Raw genomic sequence first — 24763 nt, 5'->3', positions numbered from 1 at the left:
GTTAAAAAATGCGCTCCTGATGCACCCAGACGGCGGCTTCGACGCGGGATTTTAACTTCATTTTTTTCAGCATGTGTTTGACATGCACTTTGACCGTGCTCTCGGTGATGTCCAGACGGCGGGCGATCATTTTGTTCGGCAGCCCCTGGGCAATCAGCTTCAGAATGTCACGCTCGCGCGGGGTCAACTGGCTGACGTCGCGATCAGACGTGGCGCGGTTAGCACGCAGGCTGGCGGCCAGTACCGGCGTTAACGCTTCACTCAGCACCATCTCGCCTGCGGCAGCCTGTTGCAGCGCCTTGAGCAGATCTTCCGGCTCCATATCTTTCAGCAGATAGCCGTCTGCCCCTCGCTTGAGGGCGGTGACCACGTCTTCTTCATGGTTTGAGACGCTGAAGACCACCACCCGGCCAGAGAGGGATTTCTCCCGCAGCTTGTCGAGGGTTTCCAGGCCATTCATGCCCGGCATGTTGAGATCGAGCAAGATCAAATCAGGATCGAGCGATTCGGCAAGTTCAATACCCTGTTCGCCGTTGCTGGCTTCCCCGACGACGGTGATATCTGGCGCCATGCTGACAAGCTGTTTAACGCCAGTGCGCAGCATCGGATGATCGTCAATCAACAGGATAGATGCCGGTTCCTGATTAGTCATGGTTTTCTCCTTGAGCAGTTATGAGGGGCTTTTCGGGTATAAAGGTGACCACTACTTCGGTGCCACCTGACTCTCCCCGGCGAACCTGGCAATCACCGCGCAGGCTTTGCGCGCGGTCTCGCATGATAATTAAACCATAATGGTTCGTTCGTTCGGCATTTTCCGGCACGCCGCGGCCGTTATCCTGAACCCTGAGCTTCACCTGATTATCCTGGCAGCTGACGGTGACCGTAACGGCCGTCGCCTCGGCATGCTTGAGCACGTTGCTCAGGGCTTCACGGGCAATTTGCAGCAAATGGATCGCCTGGTGAGAGGGGACAAAACGCGGTGGCAGCTGGTAATCCAGCTTCACCGGGAAGCCCAGCCGGGCACTAAACTCCTGACAGCTGGACTCCAGCGCAGGGCGCAGCCCCGGCTCGGTGAGCTGCAAACGGAAGGTGGTCAGCAGCTCGCGAAGCTGAACCCACGAGGTGTTAAGCTCGTTGCGGATCTGGCTGAGCAGCTGTTTGCTGCTCTCGGGCATGCCTTCGTCCTGCATTTGCAGGCAGCTCACCTGCATCTTCATGCAGGAGAGGGACTGGGCGATGGAGTCGTGCAGCTCGCGGGCGATGGTGGCACGCTCCTCCATCACGATCAGCTGCTGCTGTTTCTCCTGGTGGCGGTCGAGCGCCAGCGTGGCCGTGAGCTGCTCAACAAGCGTATCGACCAGCTGCTGCTGGTCGTGGCTCAGGTGACGTCCGGCGGGCAGGGTGGCCAGCAAAATACCGTACTGGGTATGGCTGTCCATCAGCCGCCACTTGAGGGTCGTGCCGCTGGTGGTAAGCGGCGGCAAGCCGCGCGGGCACAGATGACACCCTTTATCGTCGCAGGAGATGTCCGACTGACAGGTAAATTCCTGATGGTTTTCCTCATCTTCAACGTCGTAAACCCGAAGCTCAAGATCGCGGAGCAGAGTCAGGTTTTGCAGGCCGTTCAGTACTGGCGAGAGACGTTCGCAAAGCGGTACCTGCATATGCAGGCGACGGTTCGCCTGCCAGAGGAAAGAGAGGATCTCGTTTTTTTGCTCAAGCCCGGCGGTTTTCTCCTGGACGCGTTGTTCCAGTACCGCGTAGCTCTCTGATAGCTCTGCCGACATGGTATTGAGCGCCTCGCCAAGCATCGCCATTTCGTTGCGCCCGCTGATGTGCGTGCGCTGGGTAAAATCGCGCTGTGTGACGGCGCGGGCCATCGCCAGGAGCTGTTTCCAGGGGTTAAGCAACCGCGCGCGCAGCCAGATAACCGTGAAAATCAGCAGCAAACCCATAAACAGCGCCATTGCGCGGTGAACCATCACCACACGGTCAATGCGTAACTCTGTGGTGCGATCGAATGAGGAGACAAGATGATCGATGCGTGACACAAACCCGGCGACATCCTGGGCGACCGTTTCCCGGTCTTCCGCCCGCTTTAAGCCGGGCTCCAGCTGGGTATGCCAGTAGCCCTGAAGCGCCTTAAGCTGAGATTGCTGACCGTCACGGATGGCGGCTCTTTCCAGTTCAGGGCTGAATGCGGTACGCTCCATTTCGTCGATAAGCGGTTGGTCAGCCTGCGTCAGCGGCACCGACGCCAGTAGCCGGTAACTCTGCATACGTAGCGAGCCTGCCTCGTTGATGGCATGCGCGTTACCCTGTACACCCTGTACCAGCCAGCCAGAAATAGCCATGCCGGTCACACCGATAGCGGTGGACAGCAGAACAATAAGCGCCAGCTGGTTAACCAGCGTCAGCGGAGATAAACATCTTTTTAACATAGAGTTGCCGGGCTCCTGACGTGACCTGATTGCAGGAATGGCGCTATTCTGGTGCATACCCTGGAGTATACCCATACCAATAAAGGATTACCTCTAAATTGCCAGAGGGGTAACGGTTAGTGGGTGGACGAAGCAGGGATGCCTCAGCACCGTGAAAAACCACACCTTTTTTACGTTTTGCATCTACTCATTAAGAGTGATGGCTTTTTTTTTGCCGCAAAACCTCCCACTTTTCCTTTGATTTATATCAACTTACCGCCGCTCTAAAGCCCTAATGTTTGCAGCATCATTCGAGAATCAGAGGTGTCTATGAGTCACTCTTCCGCTCCCGAAAGGGAAACTGGTGCCGTTATTACAGACTGGCGTCCAGAGGATCCGGCGTTCTGGCAACAGCGCGGCCACCGTGTAGCAAGTCGTAATCTGTGGATTTCCGTTCCATGTCTGTTACTGGCGTTTTGCGTCTGGATGTTGTTCAGTGCGGTTGCGGTTAACCTGCCAAAAGTGGGCTTTACCTTTACCACCGACCAGCTGTTTATGTTGACCGCGTTGCCGTCGCTTTCAGGCGCACTGCTGCGCGTTCCTTATGCGTTTATGGTGCCGGTCTTTGGTGGTCGTCGCTGGACGGCTTTCAGTACCGGGATCATGATCATACCGTGCGTGTGGCTCGGTTTTGCGGTGCAGGATACCTCCACACCGTTTAGCGTGTTCGTGATTATCTCTCTGCTGTGCGGTTTTGCGGGGGCGAACTTTGCGTCCAGTATGGCAAACATCAGCTTCTTCTTCCCGAAAGCGAAGCAGGGTGGCGCGCTGGGCATTAACGGCGGTCTGGGTAACATGGGCGTGAGCGTGATGCAGCTGATTGCCCCGCTGGCGATCTCTGTCTCCATCTTTGCGGCCTTTGGCGGCGGCGGTGTGACGCAGCCCGACGGTTCCGTGCTGTTCCTGCAAAACGCCTCCTGGATTTGGGTACCGTTCCTGGTGGTCTTTACCCTGGCGGCGTGGTTCTTCATGAACGATCTGTCCGCGTCCAAAGCGTCATTGAGCGAGCAGCTGCCGGTTCTGAAGCGTGGCCACCTGTGGGTGATGGCGCTGCTGTATCTGGCGACCTTCGGCTCGTTCATCGGTTTCTCCGCAGGCTTTGCCATGCTGTCTAAAACCCAGTTCCCGGACGTGCAGATCCTTCAGTTTGCCTTCTTCGGTCCGTTTATCGGCGCGCTGGCACGTTCGCTGGGCGGGATGATCTCCGACCGTCTGGGCGGGACGCGCGTTACGCTGGTGAACTTTGTTGTAATGGCCATCTTCTGTGCGCTGCTGTTCCTGACGCTGCCTGCGGGTGGTGAGGGGGGTAACTTCTTTGCCTTCTTCGGCGTCTTCATGGTGCTGTTCCTGACCGCCGGGCTGGGCAGTGCGTCTACTTTCCAGATGATCTCTGTCATCTTCCGCAAGCTGACCATGGACCGCGTGAAAGCGCAGGGTGGGAGCGACGAGCAGGCAATGCGTGAAGCCGCCACCGATACCGCTGCGGCGCTTGGGTTTATCTCTGCGATAGGCGCGATTGGCGGCTTCTTTATTCCAAAAGCGTTCGGTATCTCACTGGATCTGACCGGCTCACCGGCGGGTGCGATGAAAGTATTCCTCGTCTTCTATATCGCCTGCGTGGTCATCACCTGGCTGGTATATGGCCGTAATACCAAGAAAAACAAGTAAGCTTGATTATCCGTTTGCGCGGCCTGAGTGCCGCGCTTTTTTTAATCGCTGAATAGTTACAACATACTAATGGCGTTACCCGTGGTCACCCGCAGGTAACGCTGTGATCGCCATCGCTTTACAGGTGTTTCTACCCCTTAATACCTAAGATGTTAAATTTTGCCTCGCTTATTGTACGATAAATAAAATATATCTATATAAATCACAAGGTTAAGAAATATTAACGGCTACCGCTTTGGTGGTATTTGATCTAATACCACCCCTGAGAGTCCCCCTTCGTCTTGATCGTTATCAATTCTCACCATCTTTCATAGCGTTACCTTCGCTGCAAATCAGCAATGTCGATTTAGAGAGCCACAGGCTCCACACAGGAGATACCCGATGAGCAAATTTTTGGACCGGTTTCGCTACTTCAAACAGAAGGGTGAAACTTTTGCCGATGGGCACGGCCAGGTTCTGGATACCAACCGGGACTGGGAAGACGGTTACCGTCAACGCTGGCAGCATGACAAAGTTGTCCGTTCTACCCACGGCGTAAACTGCACTGGCTCATGTAGCTGGAAGATTTTCGTTAAAAACGGTCTGGTGACCTGGGAAATGCAGCAGACCGATTATCCGCGTACCCGTCCGGATATGCCGAACCACGAGCCGCGTGGCTGCCCGCGTGGGGCCAGCTACTCCTGGTATCTCTACAGCGCAAACCGACTGAAATACCCGCTGATGCGTAAACGCCTGATGAAAATGTGGCGTGAAGCGAAAGTGCAGCACAGCGATCCGGTTGATGCCTGGGCCTCCATCATTGAAGATGCCGACAAAGCGAAAAGCTTCAAGCAGGCGCGTGGTCGCGGTGGTTTCGTTCGCTCTTCCTGGAAAGAGGTGAACGAGCTGATTGCGGCTTCCAACGTCTACACCGTGAAAACTTACGGTCCTGACCGTGTGGCAGGCTTCTCGCCAATTCCGGCGATGTCGATGGTCTCTTACGCCTCCGGCGCGCGCTACCTGTCACTCATCGGCGGTACCTGCCTGAGCTTCTACGACTGGTACTGCGACCTGCCGCCAGCGTCGCCACAGACCTGGGGCGAGCAGACCGACGTGCCGGAGTCCGCTGACTGGTACAACTCCAGCTACATCATCGCCTGGGGCTCTAACGTTCCGCAGACCCGTACCCCGGATGCGCACTTCTTTACTGAAGTACGTTACAAAGGGACCAAAACCGTTGCCGTGACCCCAGACTACGCCGAAATTGCCAAGCTGTGCGACCTGTGGCTGGCGCCGAAACAGGGTACCGATGCCGCCATGGCGCTGGCGATGGGCCACGTCATGCTGCGCGAATTCCACCTCGACAAGCCAAGCCAGTATTTCACTGATTACGTGCGTCGCTACACCGACATGCCAATGCTGGTGATGCTCGAAGAGCGTGACGGCTATTACGCCGCAGGCCGTATGCTGCGTGCCGCAGATCTGGTGGACGCGCTGGGTCAGGAAAACAACCCGGAGTGGAAAACGGTCGCCTGCAACAGCAACGGCGAGCTGGTGGCGCCAAACGGCTCTATCGGCTTCCGCTGGGGCGAAAAAGGCAAATGGAACCTGGAGCAGCGTAACGGCACCACGGGTGAAGAGACGGAACTTCGTCTCAGCATGCTGGGCAGCCAGGATGAGATCGCCGATGTCGGCTTCCCGTACTTTGGTGGTGAAGGTTCCGAGCACTTCAACAAGGTTGAGCTGCAAAACGTTCTGATGCACAAACTGCCGGTTAAGCGCCTGCAACTGGCGGACGGTTCTACTGCTCTGGTCACTACCGTCTACGATCTGACCATGGCGAACTACGGCCTGGAGCGCGGCCTGAACGATGAAAACTGCGCGACCAGCTATGATGACGTGAAGGCTTATACCCCGGCCTGGGCGGAGCAGATCACCGGCGTGCCACGCGCGCAGATCACCCGTATCGCGCGTGAATTTGCGGAAAACGCCGACAAAACCCACGGTCGCTCCATGATCATCGTCGGTGCCGGTCTGAACCACTGGTATCACCTCGATATGAACTATCGCGGCCTGATCAACATGCTGATCTTCTGCGGCTGCGTCGGGCAGAGCGGCGGCGGCTGGGCGCACTACGTGGGCCAGGAAAAACTGCGTCCGCAGACCGGCTGGCAGCCGCTGGCGTTTGCCCTTGACTGGCAGCGTCCGGCCCGTCACATGAACAGCACCTCCTACTTCTATAACCACTCCAGCCAGTGGCGCTACGAGACGGTTACCGCCCAGGAACTGCTGTCGCCGATGGCGGATAAATCCCGCTACAGCGGCCACCTGATTGACTTCAACGTGCGCGCTGAGCGTATGGGCTGGCTGCCGTCTGCGCCGCAGCTGGGCACGAACCCGCTGCGCATTGCGGAAGCGGCGAAGAAAGCGGGCATGTCACCGGTTGACTACACCGTTAAATCCCTCAAAGACGGCTCAATCCGCTTCGCGGCAGAACAGCCGGAGAACGGTAAAAACCATCCGCGTAACCTGTTCATCTGGCGCTCTAACCTGCTGGGTTCGTCCGGTAAAGGCCATGAATACATGCTGAAATACCTGCTCGGTACCGAAAACGGTATTCAGGGTAAAGATCTCGGCAAGCAGGGCGGCGTGAAGCCAGAAGAAGTTGAATGGAAAGACAACGGTCTGGACGGCAAGCTGGATCTGGTGGTAACGCTGGACTTCCGTCTGTCCAGTACCTGCCTGTACTCCGATATCGTGCTGCCTACCGCCACCTGGTACGAAAAAGACGACATGAATACGTCGGATATGCATCCGTTTATTCATCCGCTGTCTGCGGCCGTTGACCCGGCATGGGAATCAAAAAGCGACTGGGAAATCTACAAAGACATCGCGAAGAAATTCTCCGAAGTCTGTGTAGGGCACCTGGGCAAAGAGACCGACGTGGTGACGCTGCCAATCCAGCACGACTCCGCTGCCGAACTGGCGCAACCGCTGGACGTGAAGGACTGGAAAAAAGGCGAGTGCGACCTGATCCCAGGCGTAACCGCGCCGCACATTATTCCGGTTGAACGTGATTACCCGGCAACGTACGAGCGCTTTACCTCTATCGGCCCGCTGATGGAAAAAATCGGTAACGGCGGGAAAGGGATCGCCTGGAACACCCAGAGTGAAATGGACCTGCTGCGCAAGCTCAATTACACCAAAGCGGACGGCCCGGCGAAAGGCCAGCCGATGCTGAACACGGCGATTGATGCGGCGGAAATGATCCTGACCCTGGCCCCGGAAACCAACGGCCACGTGGCGGTGAAAGCCTGGGCGGCCCTGAGCGAGTTTACCGGTCGTGACCATACGCACCTGGCGAAGAATAAAGAGGAAGAGAAAATCCGCTTCCGCGATATTCAGGCCCAGCCGCGCAAGATTATCTCCAGCCCGACCTGGTCTGGCCTCGAAGATGAACATGTGTCCTATAACGCCGGATACACCAACGTTCACGAGCTGATCCCATGGCGCACGCTTTCTGGCCGTCAGTCTCTGTATCAGGATCACCAGTGGATGCGTGACTTCGGTGAAAGCCTGCTGGTTTACCGTCCGCCAATCGACACCCGCTCCGTGAAAGCGGTGATGGGTGCGAAATCAAACGGTAACCCTGAGAAGGCGCTGAACTTCCTGACGCCGCACCAGAAGTGGGGTATCCACTCCACCTATAGCGACAACCTGCTGATGCTGACCCTGTCGCGCGGGGGGCCAATCGTCTGGATGAGCGAAGCGGACGCCAAAGATCTGGGTATCGAAGATAACGACTGGATTGAAGTGTTCAACAGCAACGGTGCCCTGACGGCACGTGCGGTGGTGAGCCAGCGTGTACCGGCCGGGATGACCATGATGTACCACGCGCAGGAACGTATCATTAACCTGCCGGGGTCTGAGATCACCGAACAGCGCGGCGGTATTCACAACTCCGTGACCCGTATTACGCCGAAGCCGACCCACATGATCGGTGGTTATGCCCAGCTGGCCTACGGCTTTAACTACTACGGCACCGTAGGATCGAACCGCGATGAGTTCGTGGTGGTACGTAAGATGAAGAATATTAACTGGTTAGATGGCGAAGGTAATGACCAGGTACAGGAGAGCGTAAAATGAAAATTCGTTCACAAGTCGGCATGGTGCTGAATCTGGATAAATGCATCGGCTGTCATACCTGCTCAGTCACCTGTAAAAACGTCTGGACCAGCCGTGAAGGTATGGAGTACGCCTGGTTCAACAACGTGGAAAGTAAGCCGGGCACCGGCTTCCCGACCGACTGGGAAAACCAGGAGAAGTGGAAGGGCGGCTGGATCCGTAAAATCAACGGCAAACTGCAACCGCGCATGGGTAACCGTGCCATGCTGCTGGGTAAAATCTTCGCTAACCCGCATCTGCCGGGCATCGATGATTACTACGAGCCGTTTGATTACGACTATCAGAACCTGCACAACGCGCCGGAAAGCAAACACCAGCCGATCGCCCGTCCTCGCTCGCTGATCACCGGCCAGCGCATGGACAAAATTACCAGCGGTCCAAACTGGGAAGAGATTCTGGGCGGCGAGTTCGAAAAACGCGCCAAAGACCAGAACTTCGAGAACATGCAGAAGGCGATGTACGGCCAGTTCGAAAACACCTTCATGATGTACCTGCCGCGCCTGTGCGAACACTGCCTTAACCCGGCGTGCGTGGCGACCTGCCCAAGCGGCGCCATCTACAAGCGTGAAGAAGATGGCATTGTGCTGATCGACCAGGACAAGTGCCGCGGCTGGCGTATGTGCATCACCGGCTGCCCGTACAAAAAAATCTACTTCAACTGGAAGAGCGGTAAGTCTGAGAAGTGCATCTTCTGCTACCCGCGTATCGAAGCCGGTATGCCGACCGTCTGCTCAGAGAGCTGCGTAGGTCGTATCCGCTACCTCGGCGTGCTGCTGTACGACGCGGACGCGATTGAAAATGCCGCAAGCACCGAGAACGAGAAAGATCTGTATCAGCGTCAACTGGATGTCTTCCTCGATCCAAACGATCCGAAGGTTATTGAGCAGGCGCTTAAAGACGGTATTCCGCAGAGCGTGATTGACGCCGCACAGCAGTCTCCGGTGTACAAAATGGCGATGGACTGGAAGCTGGCCCTGCCGCTGCACCCGGAATACCGCACGCTGCCGATGGTCTGGTACGTGCCGCCGCTGTCTCCGATTCAGTCTGCGGCGGATGCGGGTGAACTGGGCAGCAACGGCATTCTGCCGGACGTGGAAAGCCTGCGTATCCCGGTTCAGTATCTGGCCAACCTGCTCACCGCCGGGGATACCCAGCCGGTACTGCTGGCGCTGAAACGTATGCTGGCGATGCGTCACTTCAAACGTGCGGAAACTGTTGACGGCGTGAACGATACCCGCGCGCTGGAAGAGGTTGGTCTGACCGAAGCGCAGGCGCAGGAGATGTACCGCTATCTGGCAATCGCTAACTACGAAGATCGTTTCGTGGTGCCGAGCAGCCACCGTGAACTGGCTCGCGAGGCCTTCCCGGAGAAAAGTGGGTGTGGCTTTACCTTTGGCGACGGTTGCCACGGGTCAGACAGCAAATTCAACCTGTTCAACAGCCGCCGCATCGACGCGATGGATGTGACCAGCAAAACGGAGCCGCACCAATGATTGAACTCGTCATTGTTTCGCGTCTGCTCGAGTACCCTGATGCTGCGCTTGTGCAGCATCAACAGGAACTCTTTGATGCACTCGCGTCATCTGAAAACCTGGATAAAGAGGATGCCCAGAAGCTGGGCGTTTTCCTCCGCGATCTGCTGGCGCGCGATCTTCTTGATGCGCAGGCGGACTACAGCCAGCTGTTTGACCGGGGTCGTGCCACGTCTCTGCTGTTGTTCGAACACGTTCACGGTGAATCCCGCGACCGTGGTCAGGCGATGGTGGATCTGATGGCCCAGTACGAGCAGCACGGTTTGCAACTCGACAGCCGCGAGCTGCCGGATCACCTGCCGCTGTATCTGGAATATCTGGCGCAGTTGCCGAAAGAGGAAGCGCTGGGCGGGTTGCAGGACATTGCTCCCATTCTGGCGTTGCTCGGCGCGCGTCTCCAGCAACGTGAGAGCAGCTATGCAGTCCTGTTTGATCTGCTGGTGAAACTGGCTAACGCCTCGGTTGACAGTCAAAAAGTGGCGGAAAAAATCGCGGATGAAGCCCGGGACGATACCCCACAAGCACTGGATGCCGTCTGGGAAGAAGAGCAGGTGAAATTCTTTGCTGACCAGAGCTGTGGCGAATCTGAAATCTCCGCGCATCAGCGTCGTTTTGCCGGAGCGGTGGCTCCGCAATATTTGAATATCTCTAACGGAGGACAGCACTAATGCACTTCCTGAATATGTTCTTCTTTGACATTTACCCGTATATCGCGGGCAACGTGTTCCTGGTGGGAAGCTGGCTGCGTTATGACTATGGCCAGTACACCTGGCGTGCTGCCTCCAGCCAGATGCTGGATCGTAAAGGGATGAACCTGGCGTCAAACCTGTTCCACATCGGGATTTTGGGGATTTTCGCCGGTCACTTCCTGGGGATGCTGACCCCGCACTGGATGTACGAAGCGTGGCTGCCGATTGACGTGAAGCAGAAGATGGCGATGCTCGCCGGTGGCGCCTGCGGCGTGATGACCCTGGTGGGTGGTCTGTTGCTGCTGAAACGCCGTCTGTTCAGCCCACGCGTGCGGGCTACCACGACCGGAGCGGACATCCTGATCCTCTCCCTGCTGATGGTGCAGTGTGCGCTTGGTCTGCTGACCATTCCATTCTCTGCGCAGCATATGGACGGCAGCGAGATGATGAAGCTGGTGGGATGGGCGCAGTCTGTCGTGACCTTCCGCGGGGGCGCCTCTGAGCATCTGGACGGCGTGGCGTTCATCTTCCGCGTTCACCTGGTGTTGGGTATGACCCTGTTTGTGCTGTTCCCGTTCTCTCGCCTGGTGCACATCTGGAGTGCGCCGGTGGAGTACCTGACGCGCAAATATCAGGTTGTGCGTGCTCGTCGCTGATTCGCTGTATTAATACAACCCCGCATATGCGGGGTTTTTTTTGTCCCCGATCCAGGGTTTCGTGCGGATGCCGGGTGGCGGTTGCGCCTTACCCGGCCTACAGAATTCACTATGCTCGAATCGAACCTTGGTCGAAGCTTCTTATCCTTCCCCGCATGGGAGAACCATGGGGCATTGTGCTTTTGGATAGTGCTAAAGAATCTGGAAGTGATGGTGGTGGGGGAAGGATTACTCAGCGCTTCGCGCTTCGCCCTTCGGGTCGTTGCCTGCGGCAACGCTTTCTCGCTACGCTCGAATCGAACCCTGGTCGAAGCTTCTTATCCTTCCCCGCACTGAAGAACCATGGGGCATTGTGCTTTGAGAGAGTGCTGTAGCATCTGGAAGTGATGGTGGTGGGGGAAGGATTACTCAGCGCTTCGCGCTTCGCCCTTCGGGTCGTTGCCTGCGGCAACGCTTTCTCGCTACGCTCGAATCGAACCTTGGTCGAAGCTTCTCATCCTTCCCCGCACTGAAGAACCATGGGGCATTGTGCTTTGAGAGAGTGCTGTAGCATCTGGAAGTGATGGTGGTGGGGGAAGGATTCGAACCTTCGAAGTCGATGACGGCAGATTTACAGTCTGCTCCCTTTGGCCACTCGGGAACCCCACCAGGGGTAATTCATATTTTGAGGTAAAGCTGGAGATGGTGGTGGGGGAAGGATTCGAACCTTCGAAGTCGATGACGGCAGATTTACAGTCTGCTCCCTTTGGCCGCTCGGGAACCCCACCACGGGGTAATGCTTTTAACTGGCCTGCTTCCTGTTGGAAGCGGGGCGCATCATATCAAATGAGACGCCCCTGTAAAGCATTCCTTTAGGAAAATGAAGCTGTTTGCCTGCTTTTTATCCGTAAAGGCGTAAAGCTAATCAATTCATTTTCCGAGGGATTAAAGAATAATCGTTCTGTTGCCGTACACAAAGACGCGCTGGGCAAGTACCTGATACAGCGCACGGCTTAGTACGTTCTTCTCAACGTCACGGCCAGCACGCATCATATCTTCTGCCGTGTAGGTGTGATCCACGTGAATCACGTCCTGCATGATGATTGGGCCTTCATCCAGATTATCATTCACGTAGTGCGCGGTTGCGCCAATGATCTTCACCCCACGCTCGTATGCCTGGTGATACGGACGCGCGCCAATAAAGGCTGGCAGGAAGGAGTGGTGGATGTTGATAATCTTGTTCGGGAAGCGCGCCACGAAGGATGGCGTCAGCACGCGCATATATTTCGCCAGCACCACGTAGTCCGGGTTATGCGCTTCAATCGCAGCAGCCATCAGGTTGTCGTGCTCTTCACGGGTATGGCCTTCGTGACTGACCAGCTCAAACGGAATGTCGAAACGTTCTACCAGCGTACGCAGCGTCTCGTGGTTGCCAATGACGGCGGCAATTTCGACGTCCAGGCCACCGTAGTTGGCTTTCATCAGCAGATCGCCCAGGCAGTGCGCCTCTTTGGTGACCAGAATGACAATACGGCGACGGCCCGCCGGGTTAAGCTCACGCACCGAGCCTTCCGGCAGGGCGCTGTCCAGATCGGCAAGCAGGGTTGTGTCGTTGAAAATGCCTTCCAGTTCGGTACGCATAAAGAAGCGACCGGTACGGTGGTCAACGAACTCGTTGTTCTGCACGATATTCAGTTCATGCTTGTAGCAAATGTTGGTAATTCGTGCGATCAGCCCTTTTTGATCGGGACAGATAGTGCGCAGAACTTTACGTTGTAATGATTGCATCGCCGGGAAATCCTGTTTATGTATTTGCGAAGTCTGAGTTGTCAGGCATTACTGCCGCAACACTTTTTAAATTTTTTTCCTGAACCACAGGGGCAGGGATCGTTACGACCGAATTGCGGACGTGTGCCGTCAATATAATACCATTGCCCGCTGTCCTTTAAGAACCGTGACCGTTCAATGATGGCGCCGGGTTTGTTTTGTTCGCTAAAGCGGGCGACAAAACTGACATAGCCCTCGTTCGCATCGCGGCCGGGAGCGGCTTCAAAGACGGTGAGGCCCAGCCAGACGGTGTTAGCAAATCCGGCTTCAATCTCTTGGCTAAAATCGGCAGCATGGCAGGACGGATGCCAGGTTTTAATCAGGTAGTCTGCGTTTTTGATCACAAAAGCAGTATACCGCGAGCGCATAAGGTGTGACGGGTCTGGTGCAACCTGCTTGCCAGAAAGATATCGCTGGCAACATAGGCTATACTCCAGAGCGCTACCACAGGGGCAGAGTTGAGACACGATTCTCTTCCTGGAACAAAAAATAAGGCGTTAAACGCTTAAGGTAGCAATATGTTAACTGAGCAGGTGCGTTGACGCTATGTCGGGAATCCAGGGGAAGTAAAACAGGGCTAATGAGAAAGGTAAAAATTGGACTGGCGTTGGGCTCAGGTGCTGCCCGGGGTTGGTCACATATTGGCGTTATCAATACCTTAAACCAGATGGGGATTGACGTTGATATTGTTGCAGGATGTTCTATCGGGTCGCTGGTCGGATCTGCGTACGCCTGCGGTAAGCTCCCGGAGCTTGAAAGCTGGGTGCGCTCCTTCAGTTACTGGGATGTGCTGCGCCTGATGGATCTCTCCTGGCAGCGTGGCGGCCTGCTGCGCGGCGAACGCGTGTTCAATCAGTTTCGCAAGATAATGCCCCTCGCTGACTTCAGCCACTGCCAAATGCCTTTCGGGGCCGTTGCAACCAACCTCAGTACGGGCAGGGAGTTATGGCTCACCGAAGGGGATATTCATCTCGCCGTTCGTGCATCCTGTAGTATGCCTGGGTTAATGGCGCCTGTGCCTCACAACGGCTACTGGCTCGTTGATGGGGGCGTAGTGAATCCTGTACCCATCTCTCTGACCCGCGCCATGGGGGCGGATATCGTCATTGCCGTGGATTTACAGCACGATGCTCACCTCATGCAGCAAGATTTGATGCCGGTTAATCTTCAGAGCGATGATGCGGAAGAAGAGAAACTTGCCTGGCATGCTCGATTACGCGGCAGAATAGGGCGCCTGGCTGCCCGTCGCGCGGTGACCGCACCGAACGCCATTGAAATCATGACGACCTCTATTCAAATTCTTGAGAATCGCCTGAAGCGAAACCGTATGGCTGGCGATCCTCCGGATATTCTTATTCAACCCTATTGTCCACAAATCTCTACCCTTGATTTCCACCGGGCTGAGGCCGCCATAGCAGCGGGCTCGTTAGCCGTCGAAAAGAAAATAGATGAACTGTTGCCTTTTGTGCGTACAGCACGTTGAGCACTTTTTTGATTACTTCAGCAAAATCTGACAGGCGATAGTACCAATAGCATGCCACTATTGAGTAACTGTCAGCCAGGGGAGGAACCATGACACAGCCATTGGCCGGAAAACATATTTTGATAGTAGAAGACGAGCCCGTTTTCCGATCGCTACTGGATTCGTGGTTATCCTCACTGGGTGCAACCACGTCCCTTGCCGAAGATGGCGTCGAGGCACTGGAAAAAATGGCCAGCATGGCGCCGGATCTGATGATCTGCGATCTTGAGATGCCGCGCATGGACGGATTAATGCTGGTAGAAAACCTGCGTAATGAAGGTTATCAGACACCGATACTGGTGATCTCGGCCACCGAAAATATGGCGGATATTGCTAAGGCGTTGCGTTTAGGTGTGCAGGATATTCTGCTCAAACCGGTTAAAGATTTGAACCGTCTGCGTGAAACGGTGTTGGCCTGCCTGTATCCCAATATGTTTAATTCCCGGGTGGAAGAAGAAGAACGTCTTTTCCAGGACTGGGATGCTTTAGTCAGTAATCCTCTCGCGGCCGCGAAGCTGCTTCAGGAACTTCAGCCGCCGGTGCAGCAAAATATCTCTCATTGCAGAGTAAATTATCGCCAGCTGGTAGCGGCTGACCAGCCTGGACTGGTGCTGGATATTGCGCCGCTCTCGGATTCCGACCTCGCTTTTTATTGCCTGGATGTTACCCGAGCGGGAGATAACGGCGTTCTGGCGGCCTTATTACTCCGGGCGCTGTTTAATGGATTGCTACAGGAACAATTATCCCATCAGGGGCAACGACTTCCTGAGCTAGGCAGTTTACTAAAACAGGTCAACCAACTTTTTCGCCAGGCCAATTTACCGGGGCAGTTCCCGCTTCTGGTTGGCTATTATCACAGCGGGTTGAATAACCTTATTCTGGTGTCTGCGGGATTAAATGCCACACTGAATACTGGCGAACACCATATTCAGGTGAGTAACGGCGTGCCGTTGGGTACGCTGGGAAATACTTACCTTAATCAAATTAGCCATCGCTGCACCTCCTGGCAGTGCCAAATTTGGGGTGCCGGAGGGCGGTTACGCTTAATGTTGTCCACGGAGTAAGCAGTCAGATTTTATTTTTTAGATTGCTTTACCTGTGTTTTTGCTGGCAGTGCTACTATCGCTGCAAGTTTCATGCGTATTTGTCTTAATTGATCGGCAACGCGTTCTTTTCAGACCCGTATTAGTGGCTGAGACTGTATACTCAACGCGTTATTCAATGCATAAAAGTTCAAAACTTGAACAGTTCAGGAGAATTTCAATGGCTGCCCTTAATTCGAAAGTCAGAAAGGCCGTTATCCCGGTGGCGGGATTGGGTACCAGGATGTTGCCAGCGACGAAGGCAATCCCAAAAGAGATGCTGCCTCTGGTTGATAAGCCATTAATCCAGTATGTCGTGAATGAATGTATTGCAGCAGGTATCACCGAAATTGTGCTGGTGACGCATTCATCTAAAAACTCTATCGAAAACCATTTCGATACCAGTTTCGAACTCGAAGCAATGCTGGAAAAACGCGTTAAGCGCCAGCTGCTGGAGGAAGTGCAGTCTATTTGTCCTCCACACGTTACCATTATGCAGGTTCGTCAGGGCCTGGCGAAGGGCCTGGGGCATGCAGTATTGTGCGCACATCCTGTAGTGGGTGATGAGCCGGTCGCGGTTATTCTGCCTGATGTGATCCTTGATGAGTACGAGTCCGATCTTTCCCAGGAAAACCTGGCGGAAATGATTAAACGCTTCGACGAAACCGGCAGCAGCCAGATTATGGTTGAGCCAGTCGACGACGTGACCGCTTACGGCGTGGTTGACTGCAAAGGCGTTGACCTGCAACCTGGCGAAAGCGTACCGATGGTTGGCGTTGTTGAAAAACCTAAAGCGGACGTCGCGCCGTCTAACCTTGCTGTTGTTGGTCGTTACGTACTGAGCGCTGAAATTTGGGCGCTGCTGGCGAAAACGCCTCCGGGTGCGGGCGATGAAATCCAGCTGACGGATGCTATCGATATGCTGATCGAGAAAGAGACCGTGGAAGCCTACCATATGAAAGGTAAGAGCCATGACTGCGGGAATAAGCTCGGTTATATGCAGGCATTCGTCGAATATGGTATTCGCCATAACAGCCTGGGTGAAGAATTTAAAGCCTGGCTCAAAGGTAGCGTGGGTATTAAGTAATAAACTCACCAGCCTGTGAACAAGACCGGTGTGGCGTCGCCCACCGGTTTTTTTATGCCTGTCACTCTGTAAATGACGGGGGATTGTCAAGGACGTTAAATACGGAGCCTCACAATATGACAGAATGTAAGGAGATGTTCGGGCGGATATTACAGGCATAAAAAATCCCGCATTAAGCGGGATTTTTCAGAATCTTTCCAGATTAATCCTTGATCAGGAAGTCATCCAGTTGTTTACCTTGTTCGTCCATTGCTTTCTTGATTACAGCAGGAGTACGGCCCTGGCCAGTCCAGGTTTTCTCTTCGCCGTTCTCATCGATGTAGCTATATTTAGCAGGACGTGCCGCGCGTTTTGCTTTGGTACCGGTTTTAGCCGCAGCCATGCTGTTCAGCAATTCGTTTGGATCGATACCATCGGCAATCAGCATTTCGCGATACTGTTGCAGTTTACGTGTACGTTCTTCGATTTCAGCCGCAGCTGCGCTTTCTTCTTCACGACGTTCGTTAACTACAACTTCTAATTTTTCGAGCATTTCTTCAAGCGTCTCAAGGGTACATTCTCTTGCCTGCGCACGAAGAGTACGGATGTTGTTCAGAATTTTAAGTGCTTCGCTCATTGTAGTAATCTCAAACTTATAATGGGGGTGGGTTTGTTGTCCTAATAATAGAGCCTTAATTTCACTTGTGCAATAGGTGGGAATGTAAGGAATTCAAAAAATACAAAATAAACGACGCTATTATTAATTACGCTAACTTAAATTTCATTGTTTGTTGGGGCTGCGAGATATCGTTTCAAACGGCAAAAGCGCGTCATTTGCATGTTTGTTTTGTGACTTTTACCTCAGGAATTATAGTTGCGGTTGATAAATATCAGCCTTTTGTATTACCCCGTGTAAACGCAGCGAAGCCAGGAATAGTTAATAAATAGTGAATTTTAATGAACGAAGAAGACACTATAAAAAGAAGTGTTATCTCTGGTTGCGGTCTCACCTTATTGTCAGTGTTTAATGCCTTTACTGCCTGTTTTAACGCATTATTTTGCGCTACTCGCGAAGGATTTACCGGTGCATGGCAGGTTGGAGTGTGCTGCTCGCCGCAGCTGACGGTACAAAATATGGTACAATGATCCATCGGGAATATTTCACATTGATTAGGGTTCTTCGGCCAATGGCACAACTTTATTTCTACTATTCGGCAATGAATGCAGGGAAATCGACGGCGTTACTGCAATCCTCATACAATTATCAGGAGCGGGGGATGCGTACCGTTGTTTATACCGCCGAAATCGACGATCGCTTTGGGGCAGGGAAGGTAAGCTCAAGAATAGGGCTTTCATCGCCTGCAAGGCTGTTTAACCCTCAAACGGACCTGCTGGAGGACATTCGTGTCGAGCATGCCTCTAAGCCTGTCCATTGCGTGCTGGTAGATGAAAGCCAGTTCCTGACCCGTGAGCAGGTCCATGCGCTTTCAGAGGTCGTTGATGAGCTGGATATTCCCGTTCTTTGCTATGGATTACGTACCGATTTTCGTGGGGAGTTATTTGCCGGCAGCCAGTATCTGCTCGCCTGGTCGGATAAGCTGGTTGAGCTGAAAACAATCTGCTTTTGTGGCCGCAAGGCAAGTATGGTTCTTCGCCTGGACCAGTCGGGTAAACCCTATGCTGATGGCGAGCAGGTGGTGATAGGAGGCAATGAACGTTATGTCTCGGTCTGCCGCAAGCATTATAAAGAGGCGCTGGCTGTAGGCTCGCTGACGGCGTTACAGGGCGACAATCGAAAATAACAAGAATGTTTTACCGATCCTCAGATATAAAAAAACCCGCTGCTGGCGGGTTTTTTATCACACTGTCAACTAAGCGTTTTTCTTCGCTTTCTTGTCAGCCTTTACAACTGCGGGGATTTCAACTTTTACGGCTGCGACATCGCTTTCAGTGAAGTTACGACCGTAATAAGTATCCAGCAGGATCTGTTTCAGTTCGGAAATCAGTGGGTAGCGCGGGTTAGCACCAGTACACTGGTCATCGAATGCATCTTCAGACAGCTTATCTACGTGAGCGAGGAAGTCAGCTTCCTGAACGCCTGCTTCGCGGATAGATTTAGGAATACCCAGTTCCGCCTTCAGACTTTCCAGCCATGCCAGCAGTTTTTCGATCTTCGCGGCAGTACGGTCGCCCGGTGCGCTCAGACCCAGGTGATCGGCGATTTCAGCATAACGACGGCGCGCCTGTGGACGGTCGTACTGGCTGAATGCAGTTTGCTTGGTTGGGTTGTCGTTGGCGTTATAGCGGATAACGTTGCTGATCAACAGGGCGTTCGCCAGACCGTGAGGAATGTGGAACTGTGAACCCAGCTTGTGCGCCATAGAGTGACAGACACCCAGGAAGGCGTTAGCAAACGCGATGCCCGCGATTGTTGCCGCACTGTGTACACGTTCACGCGCAACAGGGTTTTTCGAACCTTCGTTGTAAGAAGCTGGCAGGTTTTCTTTCAGAAGTTTCAGCGCCTGCAAAGCCTGACCGTCAGAGAACTCAGAAGCCAGTACGGAAACGTAAGCTTCCAGAGCGTGAGTTACCGCATCCAGACCACCGAACGCACACAGTGATTTCGGCATTTCCATGACCAGGTTGGCGTCAACGATAGCCATATCTGGCGTCAGTGCGTAGTCAGCCAGCGGGTATTTCTGACCGGTTGCGTCATCAGTCACAACGGCAAATGGTGTCACTTCTGAACCAGTACCGGATGTGGTGGTGACGGCGATCATTTTCGCTTTCACGCCCATTTTCGGGAACTTGTAGATACGTTTACGGATATCCATAAAGCGCAGCGCCAGTTCTTCGAAGTGAGTTTCCGGATGCTCGTACATCACCCACATAATTTTCGCAGCGTCCATTGGGGAACCGCCACCCAGTGCGATGATCACATCAGGTTTGAAGGAGTTCGCCAGTTCAGCACCTTTACGGACAACGCTCAGGGTTGGGTCAGCTTCAACTTCAAAGAAGACTTCAGTTTCGACGCCAGCCGCTTTCAGAACAGAGGTGATCTGGTCTGCATAGCCATTGTTGAACAGGAAACGGTCAGTCACGATGAGCGCACGTTTGTGGCCATCAGTAATCACTTCATCCAGCGCGATTGGCAGAGAGCCGCGGCGGAAGTAGATAGATTTCGGAAGTTTGTGCCACAACATGTTTTCAGCTCGCTTAGCAACGGTTTTCTTGTTGATCAGGTGTTTTGGACCAACGTTTTCAGAGATGGAGTTACCACCCCAGGAACCACAACCCAGAGTCAGGGAAGGTGCGAGTTTGAAGTTGTACAGATCACCGATACCACCCTGAGAAGCAGGGGTGTTGATCAGGATACGTGCCGTCTTCATCTTCTGACCGAAGTAAGCAACACGCTCAGGCTGGTTATCCTGATCGGTGTACAGGCAAGAGGTGTGGCCGATACCGCCCATTGCCACCAGTTTCTCTGCTTTTTCTACCGCGTCATCAAAATCTTTCGCACGGTACATTGCCAGCGTTGGGGAGAGTTTCTCGTGAGCAAACGGCTCACTTTCATCAACGACTTTCACTTCACCAATCAGAATCTTGGTGGTAGCAGGGACGCTAAAGCCAGCGAGTTCAGCAATTTTATACGCTGGCTGACCTACGATAGCTGCGTTCAGTGCACCATTTTTCAGAATCACGTCCTGAACGGCTTTCAGTTCTTTACCTTGCAACAGGTAGCCGCCGTGGCTGGCGAAACGTTCACGAACGGCGTCGTATACCGAATCAACCACGACAACAGACTGTTCAGATGCGCAGATAACGCCGTTATCGAAGGTTTTAGACATCAGCACAGAAGCAACTGCACGCTTGATATCTGCCGTTTCGTCGATCACAACAGGAGTATTACCTGCGCCTACGCCGATGGCTGGTTTACCGGAGCTGTATGCTGCTTTAACCATACCAGGACCACCGGTCGCCAGAATCAGGTTAATGTCCGGGTGATGCATCAGAGCGTTGGACAGTTCAACAGAAGGTTGGTCGATCCAGCCGATCAGATCTTTTGGCGCACCCGCAGCAATGGCTGCCTGAAGCACGATATCTGCTGCTTTGTTGGTGGCGTCCTTCGCACGTGGATGCGGAGAGAAAATGATTGCGTTACGAGTCTTCAGACTGATGAGAGATTTGAAGATGGCGGTAGAGGTTGGGTTAGTGGTTGGAACGATACCGCAAATGATGCCGATCGGTTCTGCGATGGTGATGGTGCCGAAAGTATCGTCTTCTGACAGCACACCGCAGGTTTTCTCATCTTTATAGGCGTTGTAGATATACTCTGAAGCAAAGTGGTTTTTGATCACTTTATCTTCAACGATACCCATGCCGGATTCGGCAACGGCCATTTTAGCGAGAGGGATTCGAGCATCAGCAGCAGCCAGAGCGGCCGCGCGGAAGATTTTATCAACCTGTTCTTGGGTGAAATTGGCATATTCACGCTGGGCTTTTTTTACGCGCTCGACGAGGGCGTTCAGTTCAGCGATATTGGTAACAGCCATAATGCTCTCCTGATAATGTTTAAACTCTTTTAGTAAACCAGCGCTCGATACGTCTGACAGTATAGTCAGAGCCGATCCCACTTGCGTAACACACAGTAAAACAAAGGATTACTCACTGCTCCAGCTCACTAATTTACTAAAAGAGCCTTACCTTAGCATCATACCTTTTTGATAGGTGATCTCCCTGGCGGCGTAACCAAGATTACTCACTTCTGAGTACGAAAATTATGATCGAGATCAATTTTGTCCTAAGCTGATACCTTTCAGCAGGGTTATTTTGTGCTAATTATTCTACTGTTAAATAATTAAGTAACTATTGGAAGCGGCGATATCATTGATTACACAAATGTTTAACATCATGAATTGATAACGTTTAAGAACAGATTTCTGGTGAAGTGTGCGGCTAAAAAGCGTATCTTCAGCGCGGATTTATCATGACACGCAGTTTCTCCCCGGACATGCTCAATTGCGGAGCTTAATGTGATTCAAACGCTCTTTGATTTCCCTACATATTTCAAGTTTTTTATCGGCTTGTTTGCTCTGGTTAACCCGGTAGGGATCATCCCTGTCTTCATCAGTATGACCAGCTATCAGACGGCTGCGGCACGAAATAAAACCAACCTGACGGCAAACCTGTCGGTGGCGATCATCCTACTTACGTCTCTTTATCTCGGGGACGCCATTCTTCAGGTCTTCGGCATCTCGATTGATTCGTTCCGTATAGCAGGCGGGATCCTGGTGGTGACGATTGCCATGTCGATGATCAGCGGCAAGCTGGGGGAGGATAAACAGAACAAACAGGAAAAATCAGAGACAGCTATCCGCGAGAGCATTGGGGTTGTGCCACTGGCACTGCCGCTGATGGCGGGCCCGGGGGCGATCAGTTCCACCATTGTCTGGGGAACGCGCTACCACAGCCTGATGCACCTGATTGGCTTTTCCGTCGCCATTGCGCTGTTCGCGCTGTGCTGCTGGGGCGTATTTCGTATGGCGCCATGGCTGGTTCGCTTGCTGGGACAAACGGGCATCAACGTGATTACCCGTATCATGGGTCTGTTGTTAATGGCGTTGGGCATCGAATTTATCGTTACCGGTATAAAAAGTATTTTCCCCGGGTTAGTACACTGACTTTCATTTGAAAGAGCGGAGCCAGCGGCTCCGTTTTTTTACGTGATTATCTGCAAATCATATAAATAAAGTTGAAATAGGCGCCAGTCATAATAAGTTCTACTAATAACTCTCTTTTGTTGTTTTTCAAGAGGTTGTTTATTTTCATTTCCCCTTGCCGCGCATAAATCCCTCAAACCCTCTGTTATTTTACTCACATGATACTCTGGGGCTTGCTGACAGATAACCGAAATGATATTAGTAATTTCGATGCTGACTCAGACGAATGTGCTAAATAATAATCAATTGTTAAATTATCGTGAAAAGTCGTTCAACTAAGCCATGTCGTCGCGTTTGGAGCAGCAAAATTTCTTATCTGTATGAATTATATGTCTTTTTGTTGATTTCGGCGTAAGCCAGGGTTAGCGCCTTAGTTATGCCAGCCATCGTAAAAGAGAAATGCTTAACAAATTTGCAAAATGTATTGGCGAGAGTTGGCACCATTTGGTACTTTCCGGCCTTATATTTTGCAGCATTAAACAAGTTGATGAGAACTATTTTCATATAGCCCTCACGTAAGATATCCAACGCATCTCTCTGACAGGGGAGCGGTGTAAAGAATCGACGCAAGACCGCCGTTCGAGCGGTCAGTAATAATGAAGTCGGTGATAGCAAGAAGTAAAAAAAGAACCTGACAGTAGCAAAAAAAACTCCTGCGCTGTACAGGCCCCAACAGGGGATTACACAACTGGCGAAGGCCAGTCATTATAATGAGTGGAGTATCAACACAATGTCCATCATCACAAAAAAAAGTCTGGTAGCGGCGGGGATTTTAACTGCGCTAATCGCGGGCAACGCTGCAATGGCTGCGGACGTTCCTGCTGGTGTTCAGCTGGCTGAGAAGCAAACGCTGGTACGTAATAACGGTGCGGAAGTGCAGTCTCTTGATCCGCACAAAATTGAAGGTGTTCCAGAGTCTAACGTTAACCGCGATCTGTTTGAAGGTCTGCTGGTGACTGACGTAGACGGCCACCCGGCTCCGGGCGTGGCGGAAAAATGGGACAACAAAGATTTTAAAGTCTGGACCTTCCATCTGCGTAAAGATGCGAAATGGTCCGACGGTACGCCGGTTACCGCCGAAGATTTCGTCTATAGCTGGCAGCGTCTGGCGGATCCAAACACCGCCTCCCCGTATGCGAGTTACCTCCAGTATGGCCATATTGCCAATATCGATGACATCATCACGGGTAAAAAGCCAGTAACCGACCTGGGCGTAAAAGCCATCGATGCCAATACCTTTGAAGTGACGTTGAGCGAACCTGTTCCGTACTTCTATAAGCTGCTGGTTCACCCGTCCGTCTCCCCGGTACCAAAATCCGCGGTAGAAAAATTTGGTGAAAAATGGACGCAGCCTGCGAATATCGTGACCAACGGTGCATATAAGCTGAAGGACTGGGTCGTTAACGAACGTATGGTGCTGGAGCGCAACCCGCAGTATTGGGATAATGCGAAGACCGTTATCAATCAGGTCACCTACCTGCCAATCTCTTCTGAAGTGACGGACGTAAACCGCTACCGCAGTGGTGAAATCGACATGACCTATAACAACATGCCGATTGAACTGTTCCAGAAGCTGAAAAAAGAAATCCCGAAAGAAGTTCACGTCGATCCGTATCTGTGCACCTACTATTACGAAATTAACAACCAGAAAGCACCGTTCACCGACGTACGTGTTCGTACCGCACTGAAGCTGGCTCTGGATCGCGACATTATCGTGAATAAAGTGAAGAATCAGGGTGACCTGCCGGCTTACAGCTACACCCCGCCTTACACCGACGGTATGAAGCTGGTTGAACCTGAATGGTTCAAATGGTCCCAGGAAAAACGTAACGAAGAAGCGAAAAAACTGCTGGCTGAAGCTGGCTATACCGCCGACAAGCCGCTGACCTTTAGCCTGCTGTACAACACCTCTGATCTGCATAAAAAACTGGCTATTGCCGTCGCGTCTATCTGGAAGAAAAACCTCGGCGTGAACGTGAAGCTGGAAAATCAGGAATGGAAGACCTTCCTCGATACGCGCCACCAGGGAACCTTTGACGTGGCACGTGCAGGATGGTGTGCGGACTATAACGAACCGACCTCATTCCTGAACACCATGCTGAGCGACAGTTCGAACAACACCGCACACTATAAGAGCCCGGCGTTTGATAAGCTGATTGGCGAAACCCTGAAGGTGGCAGATGACGCCCAGCGCGCCGATCTGTACGCCAAATCAGAACAACAGCTCGATAAAGACTCTGCGATCGTTCCGGTTTACTACTACGTTAACGCCCGCCTGGTGAAACCATGGGTAGGGGGTTATACCGGTAAAGACCCGTTGGATAATATTTCCGTTAAGAATCTTTATATTATCAAGCATTAATGGCAATACGTGGGGC

At 52.9% G+C, this 24763-nt stretch carries 17 protein-coding genes, 2 tRNA genes and 2 other RNA genes; 11 read left to right on the top strand and 10 right to left on the bottom strand.

Annotated features, from left to right (window positions below):
• Nucleotide 1 precedes the first annotated feature (1 nt).
• On the bottom strand, nt 2-652 hold the full coding sequence (gene narL, locus ACOTXL_RS02545; protein WP_003856701.1) for a two-component system response regulator NarL: 651 nt from the start codon (nt 650-652) through the stop codon (nt 2-4).
• Nucleotides 645-2441, bottom strand: a complete 1797-nt coding sequence (gene narX, locus ACOTXL_RS02540) for a nitrate/nitrite two-component system sensor histidine kinase NarX (protein ID WP_003856703.1) — start codon at nt 2439-2441, stop codon at nt 645-647. Before narX ends, narL begins: the two co-directional genes overlap by 8 nt.
• A gap of 309 nt (nt 2442-2750) precedes the next feature.
• On the opposite strand from narX, the gene ACOTXL_RS02535 reads away from it, so the two are divergent.
• The 5 genes from ACOTXL_RS02535 (at nt 2751) to narI (ending at nt 11189) form a co-directional block, all read left to right on the top strand.
• Nucleotides 2751-4148 carry a NarK family nitrate/nitrite MFS transporter gene (locus ACOTXL_RS02535; protein WP_003856705.1) on the top strand — a complete coding sequence of 466 codons (1398 nt, stop codon included), beginning with the start codon at nt 2751-2753 and terminating at the stop codon, nt 4146-4148.
• A gap of 381 nt (nt 4149-4529) precedes the next feature.
• The gene (locus tag ACOTXL_RS02530) at nt 4530-8273 is read left to right on the top strand and encodes a nitrate reductase subunit alpha (protein ID WP_045351008.1); all 3744 of its coding nucleotides are present in this window, start codon (nt 4530-4532) and stop codon (nt 8271-8273) included.
• Nucleotides 8270-9805: a nitrate reductase subunit beta gene (narH, locus tag ACOTXL_RS02525; protein ID WP_017384243.1), complete on the top strand. Its 1536-nt coding sequence runs from the start codon at nt 8270-8272 to the stop codon at nt 9803-9805. The genes ACOTXL_RS02530 and narH overlap by 4 nt, the downstream gene beginning before the upstream one ends.
• Nucleotides 9802-10512 (top strand): nitrate reductase molybdenum cofactor assembly chaperone, encoded by a 711-nt coding sequence (gene narJ, locus ACOTXL_RS02520; RefSeq protein WP_022651366.1) that lies wholly within the window; start codon nt 9802-9804, stop codon nt 10510-10512. The genes narH and narJ overlap by 4 nt, the downstream gene beginning before the upstream one ends.
• A complete protein-coding gene (gene narI / locus ACOTXL_RS02515; RefSeq protein ID WP_410031820.1) occupies nt 10512-11189 on the top strand; it encodes a respiratory nitrate reductase subunit gamma in 678 nt (225 codons plus the stop codon). The genes narJ and narI overlap by 1 nt, the downstream gene beginning before the upstream one ends.
• A gap of 211 nt (nt 11190-11400) precedes the next feature.
• Here the strand turns inward: narI and ACOTXL_RS02510 are convergent.
• The 6 genes from ACOTXL_RS02510 to ACOTXL_RS02485 form a co-directional block, all read right to left on the bottom strand.
• Nucleotides 11401-11531: non-coding RNA, RtT sRNA (locus ACOTXL_RS02510), on the bottom strand.
• A 45-nt stretch (nt 11532-11576) separates the two neighbouring features.
• Nucleotides 11577-11707: non-coding RNA, RtT sRNA (locus tag ACOTXL_RS02505), on the bottom strand.
• A gap of 45 nt (nt 11708-11752) precedes the next feature.
• A tRNA-Tyr gene (locus ACOTXL_RS02500) sits at nt 11753-11837 on the bottom strand.
• Nucleotides 11838-11871: 34 nt separating this feature from the next.
• Nucleotides 11872-11956 (bottom strand) — tRNA-Tyr (locus ACOTXL_RS02495).
• Nucleotides 11957-12113: 157 nt separating this feature from the next.
• Entirely contained in the window at nt 12114-12956 is an 843-nt protein-coding gene (gene purU, locus ACOTXL_RS02490) for a formyltetrahydrofolate deformylase (protein WP_003856715.1), read from the bottom strand.
• Nucleotides 12957-12997: 41 nt separating this feature from the next.
• On the bottom strand, nt 12998-13462 hold the full coding sequence (locus tag ACOTXL_RS02485) for a YchJ family protein (RefSeq protein ID WP_022651365.1): 465 nt from the start codon (nt 13460-13462) through the stop codon (nt 12998-13000).
• 113 nt (nt 13463-13575) lie between these two features.
• On the opposite strand from ACOTXL_RS02485, the gene rssA reads away from it, so the two are divergent.
• The 3 genes from rssA to galU all read left to right on the top strand — a co-directional run bounded on the left by rssA (nt 13576) and on the right by galU (nt 16686).
• Complete coding sequence (rssA, locus tag ACOTXL_RS02480) at nt 13576-14478, top strand: patatin-like phospholipase RssA (RefSeq protein WP_045351007.1); 903 nt, start codon at nt 13576-13578, stop codon at nt 14476-14478.
• Nucleotides 14479-14567: 89 nt separating this feature from the next.
• Nucleotides 14568-15581 (top strand): two-component system response regulator RssB, encoded by a 1014-nt coding sequence (rssB, locus tag ACOTXL_RS02475; protein WP_003856721.1) that lies wholly within the window; start codon nt 14568-14570, stop codon nt 15579-15581.
• A gap of 199 nt (nt 15582-15780) precedes the next feature.
• Nucleotides 15781-16686 carry a UTP--glucose-1-phosphate uridylyltransferase GalU gene (galU, locus tag ACOTXL_RS02470; RefSeq protein WP_003856723.1) on the top strand — a complete coding sequence of 302 codons (906 nt, stop codon included), beginning with the start codon at nt 15781-15783 and terminating at the stop codon, nt 16684-16686.
• Nucleotides 16687-16888: 202 nt separating this feature from the next.
• Here the strand turns inward: galU and hns are convergent, their stop codons facing one another.
• Nucleotides 16889-17302 carry a histone-like nucleoid-structuring protein H-NS gene (hns, locus tag ACOTXL_RS02465; protein WP_003856724.1) on the bottom strand — a complete coding sequence of 138 codons (414 nt, stop codon included), beginning with the start codon at nt 17300-17302 and terminating at the stop codon, nt 16889-16891.
• A gap of 550 nt (nt 17303-17852) precedes the next feature.
• On the opposite strand from hns, the gene tdk reads away from it, so the two are divergent.
• The gene (gene tdk / locus ACOTXL_RS02460) at nt 17853-18467 is read left to right on the top strand and encodes a thymidine kinase (RefSeq protein ID WP_032610234.1); all 615 of its coding nucleotides are present in this window, start codon (nt 17853-17855) and stop codon (nt 18465-18467) included.
• Between the two features lie 69 nt (nt 18468-18536).
• On the opposite strand, the gene adhE is transcribed toward tdk, so the two are convergent.
• Entirely contained in the window at nt 18537-21218 is a 2682-nt protein-coding gene (gene adhE, locus ACOTXL_RS02455) for a bifunctional acetaldehyde-CoA/alcohol dehydrogenase (protein WP_003856730.1), read from the bottom strand.
• Nucleotides 21219-21698: 480 nt separating this feature from the next.
• Here adhE and ACOTXL_RS02450 point away from each other — a divergent pair, with 480 nt between their 5' ends.
• Together ACOTXL_RS02450 and oppA are read left to right on the top strand one after the other, a co-directional pair.
• Entirely contained in the window at nt 21699-22346 is a 648-nt protein-coding gene (locus tag ACOTXL_RS02450; protein ID WP_017384236.1) for a YchE family NAAT transporter, read from the top strand.
• A 769-nt stretch (nt 22347-23115) separates the two neighbouring features.
• The gene (gene oppA, locus ACOTXL_RS02445; RefSeq protein WP_003856736.1) at nt 23116-24747 is read left to right on the top strand and encodes an oligopeptide ABC transporter substrate-binding protein OppA; all 1632 of its coding nucleotides are present in this window, start codon (nt 23116-23118) and stop codon (nt 24745-24747) included.
• Nucleotides 24748-24763 lie beyond the last annotated feature (16 nt).

This window comes from Enterobacter cloacae complex sp. IR5402 (genome assembly GCF_049238125.1).
Taxonomy (GTDB): Bacteria; Pseudomonadota; Gammaproteobacteria; order Enterobacterales; family Enterobacteriaceae; genus Enterobacter; species Enterobacter hormaechei_C.
The sequence above is the reverse complement of the archived record's forward strand: the minus strand, read 5'-3'. Positions and strand labels throughout refer to the sequence as shown.

Coding starts and splice junctions, on each gene's coding strand:
- narJ (WP_022651366.1), top strand. CDS start 9,802: ATGATTGAACTCGTCATTGTTTCGCGTCTGCTCGAGTACCCTGATGCT.
- purU (WP_003856715.1), bottom strand. CDS start 12,956: ATGCAATCATTACAACGTAAAGTTCTGCGCACTATCTGTCCCGATCAA.
- rssB (WP_003856721.1), top strand. CDS start 14,568: ATGACACAGCCATTGGCCGGAAAACATATTTTGATAGTAGAAGACGAG.
- ACOTXL_RS02530 (WP_045351008.1), top strand. CDS start 4,530: ATGAGCAAATTTTTGGACCGGTTTCGCTACTTCAAACAGAAGGGTGAA.
- narI (WP_410031820.1), top strand. CDS start 10,512: ATGCACTTCCTGAATATGTTCTTCTTTGACATTTACCCGTATATCGCG.
- tdk (WP_032610234.1), top strand. CDS start 17,853: ATGGCACAACTTTATTTCTACTATTCGGCAATGAATGCAGGGAAATCG.
- rssA (WP_045351007.1), top strand. CDS start 13,576: ATGAGAAAGGTAAAAATTGGACTGGCGTTGGGCTCAGGTGCTGCCCGG.
- ACOTXL_RS02535 (WP_003856705.1), top strand. CDS start 2,751: ATGAGTCACTCTTCCGCTCCCGAAAGGGAAACTGGTGCCGTTATTACA.
- galU (WP_003856723.1), top strand. CDS start 15,781: ATGGCTGCCCTTAATTCGAAAGTCAGAAAGGCCGTTATCCCGGTGGCG.
- hns (WP_003856724.1), bottom strand. CDS start 17,302: ATGAGCGAAGCACTTAAAATTCTGAACAACATCCGTACTCTTCGTGCG.
- oppA (WP_003856736.1), top strand. CDS start 23,116: ATGTCCATCATCACAAAAAAAAGTCTGGTAGCGGCGGGGATTTTAACT.
- adhE (WP_003856730.1), bottom strand. CDS start 21,218: ATGGCTGTTACCAATATCGCTGAACTGAACGCCCTCGTCGAGCGCGTA.
- narX (WP_003856703.1), bottom strand. CDS start 2,441: ATGTTAAAAAGATGTTTATCTCCGCTGACGCTGGTTAACCAGCTGGCG.
- narL (WP_003856701.1), bottom strand. CDS start 652: ATGACTAATCAGGAACCGGCATCTATCCTGTTGATTGACGATCATCCG.
- narH (WP_017384243.1), top strand. CDS start 8,270: ATGAAAATTCGTTCACAAGTCGGCATGGTGCTGAATCTGGATAAATGC.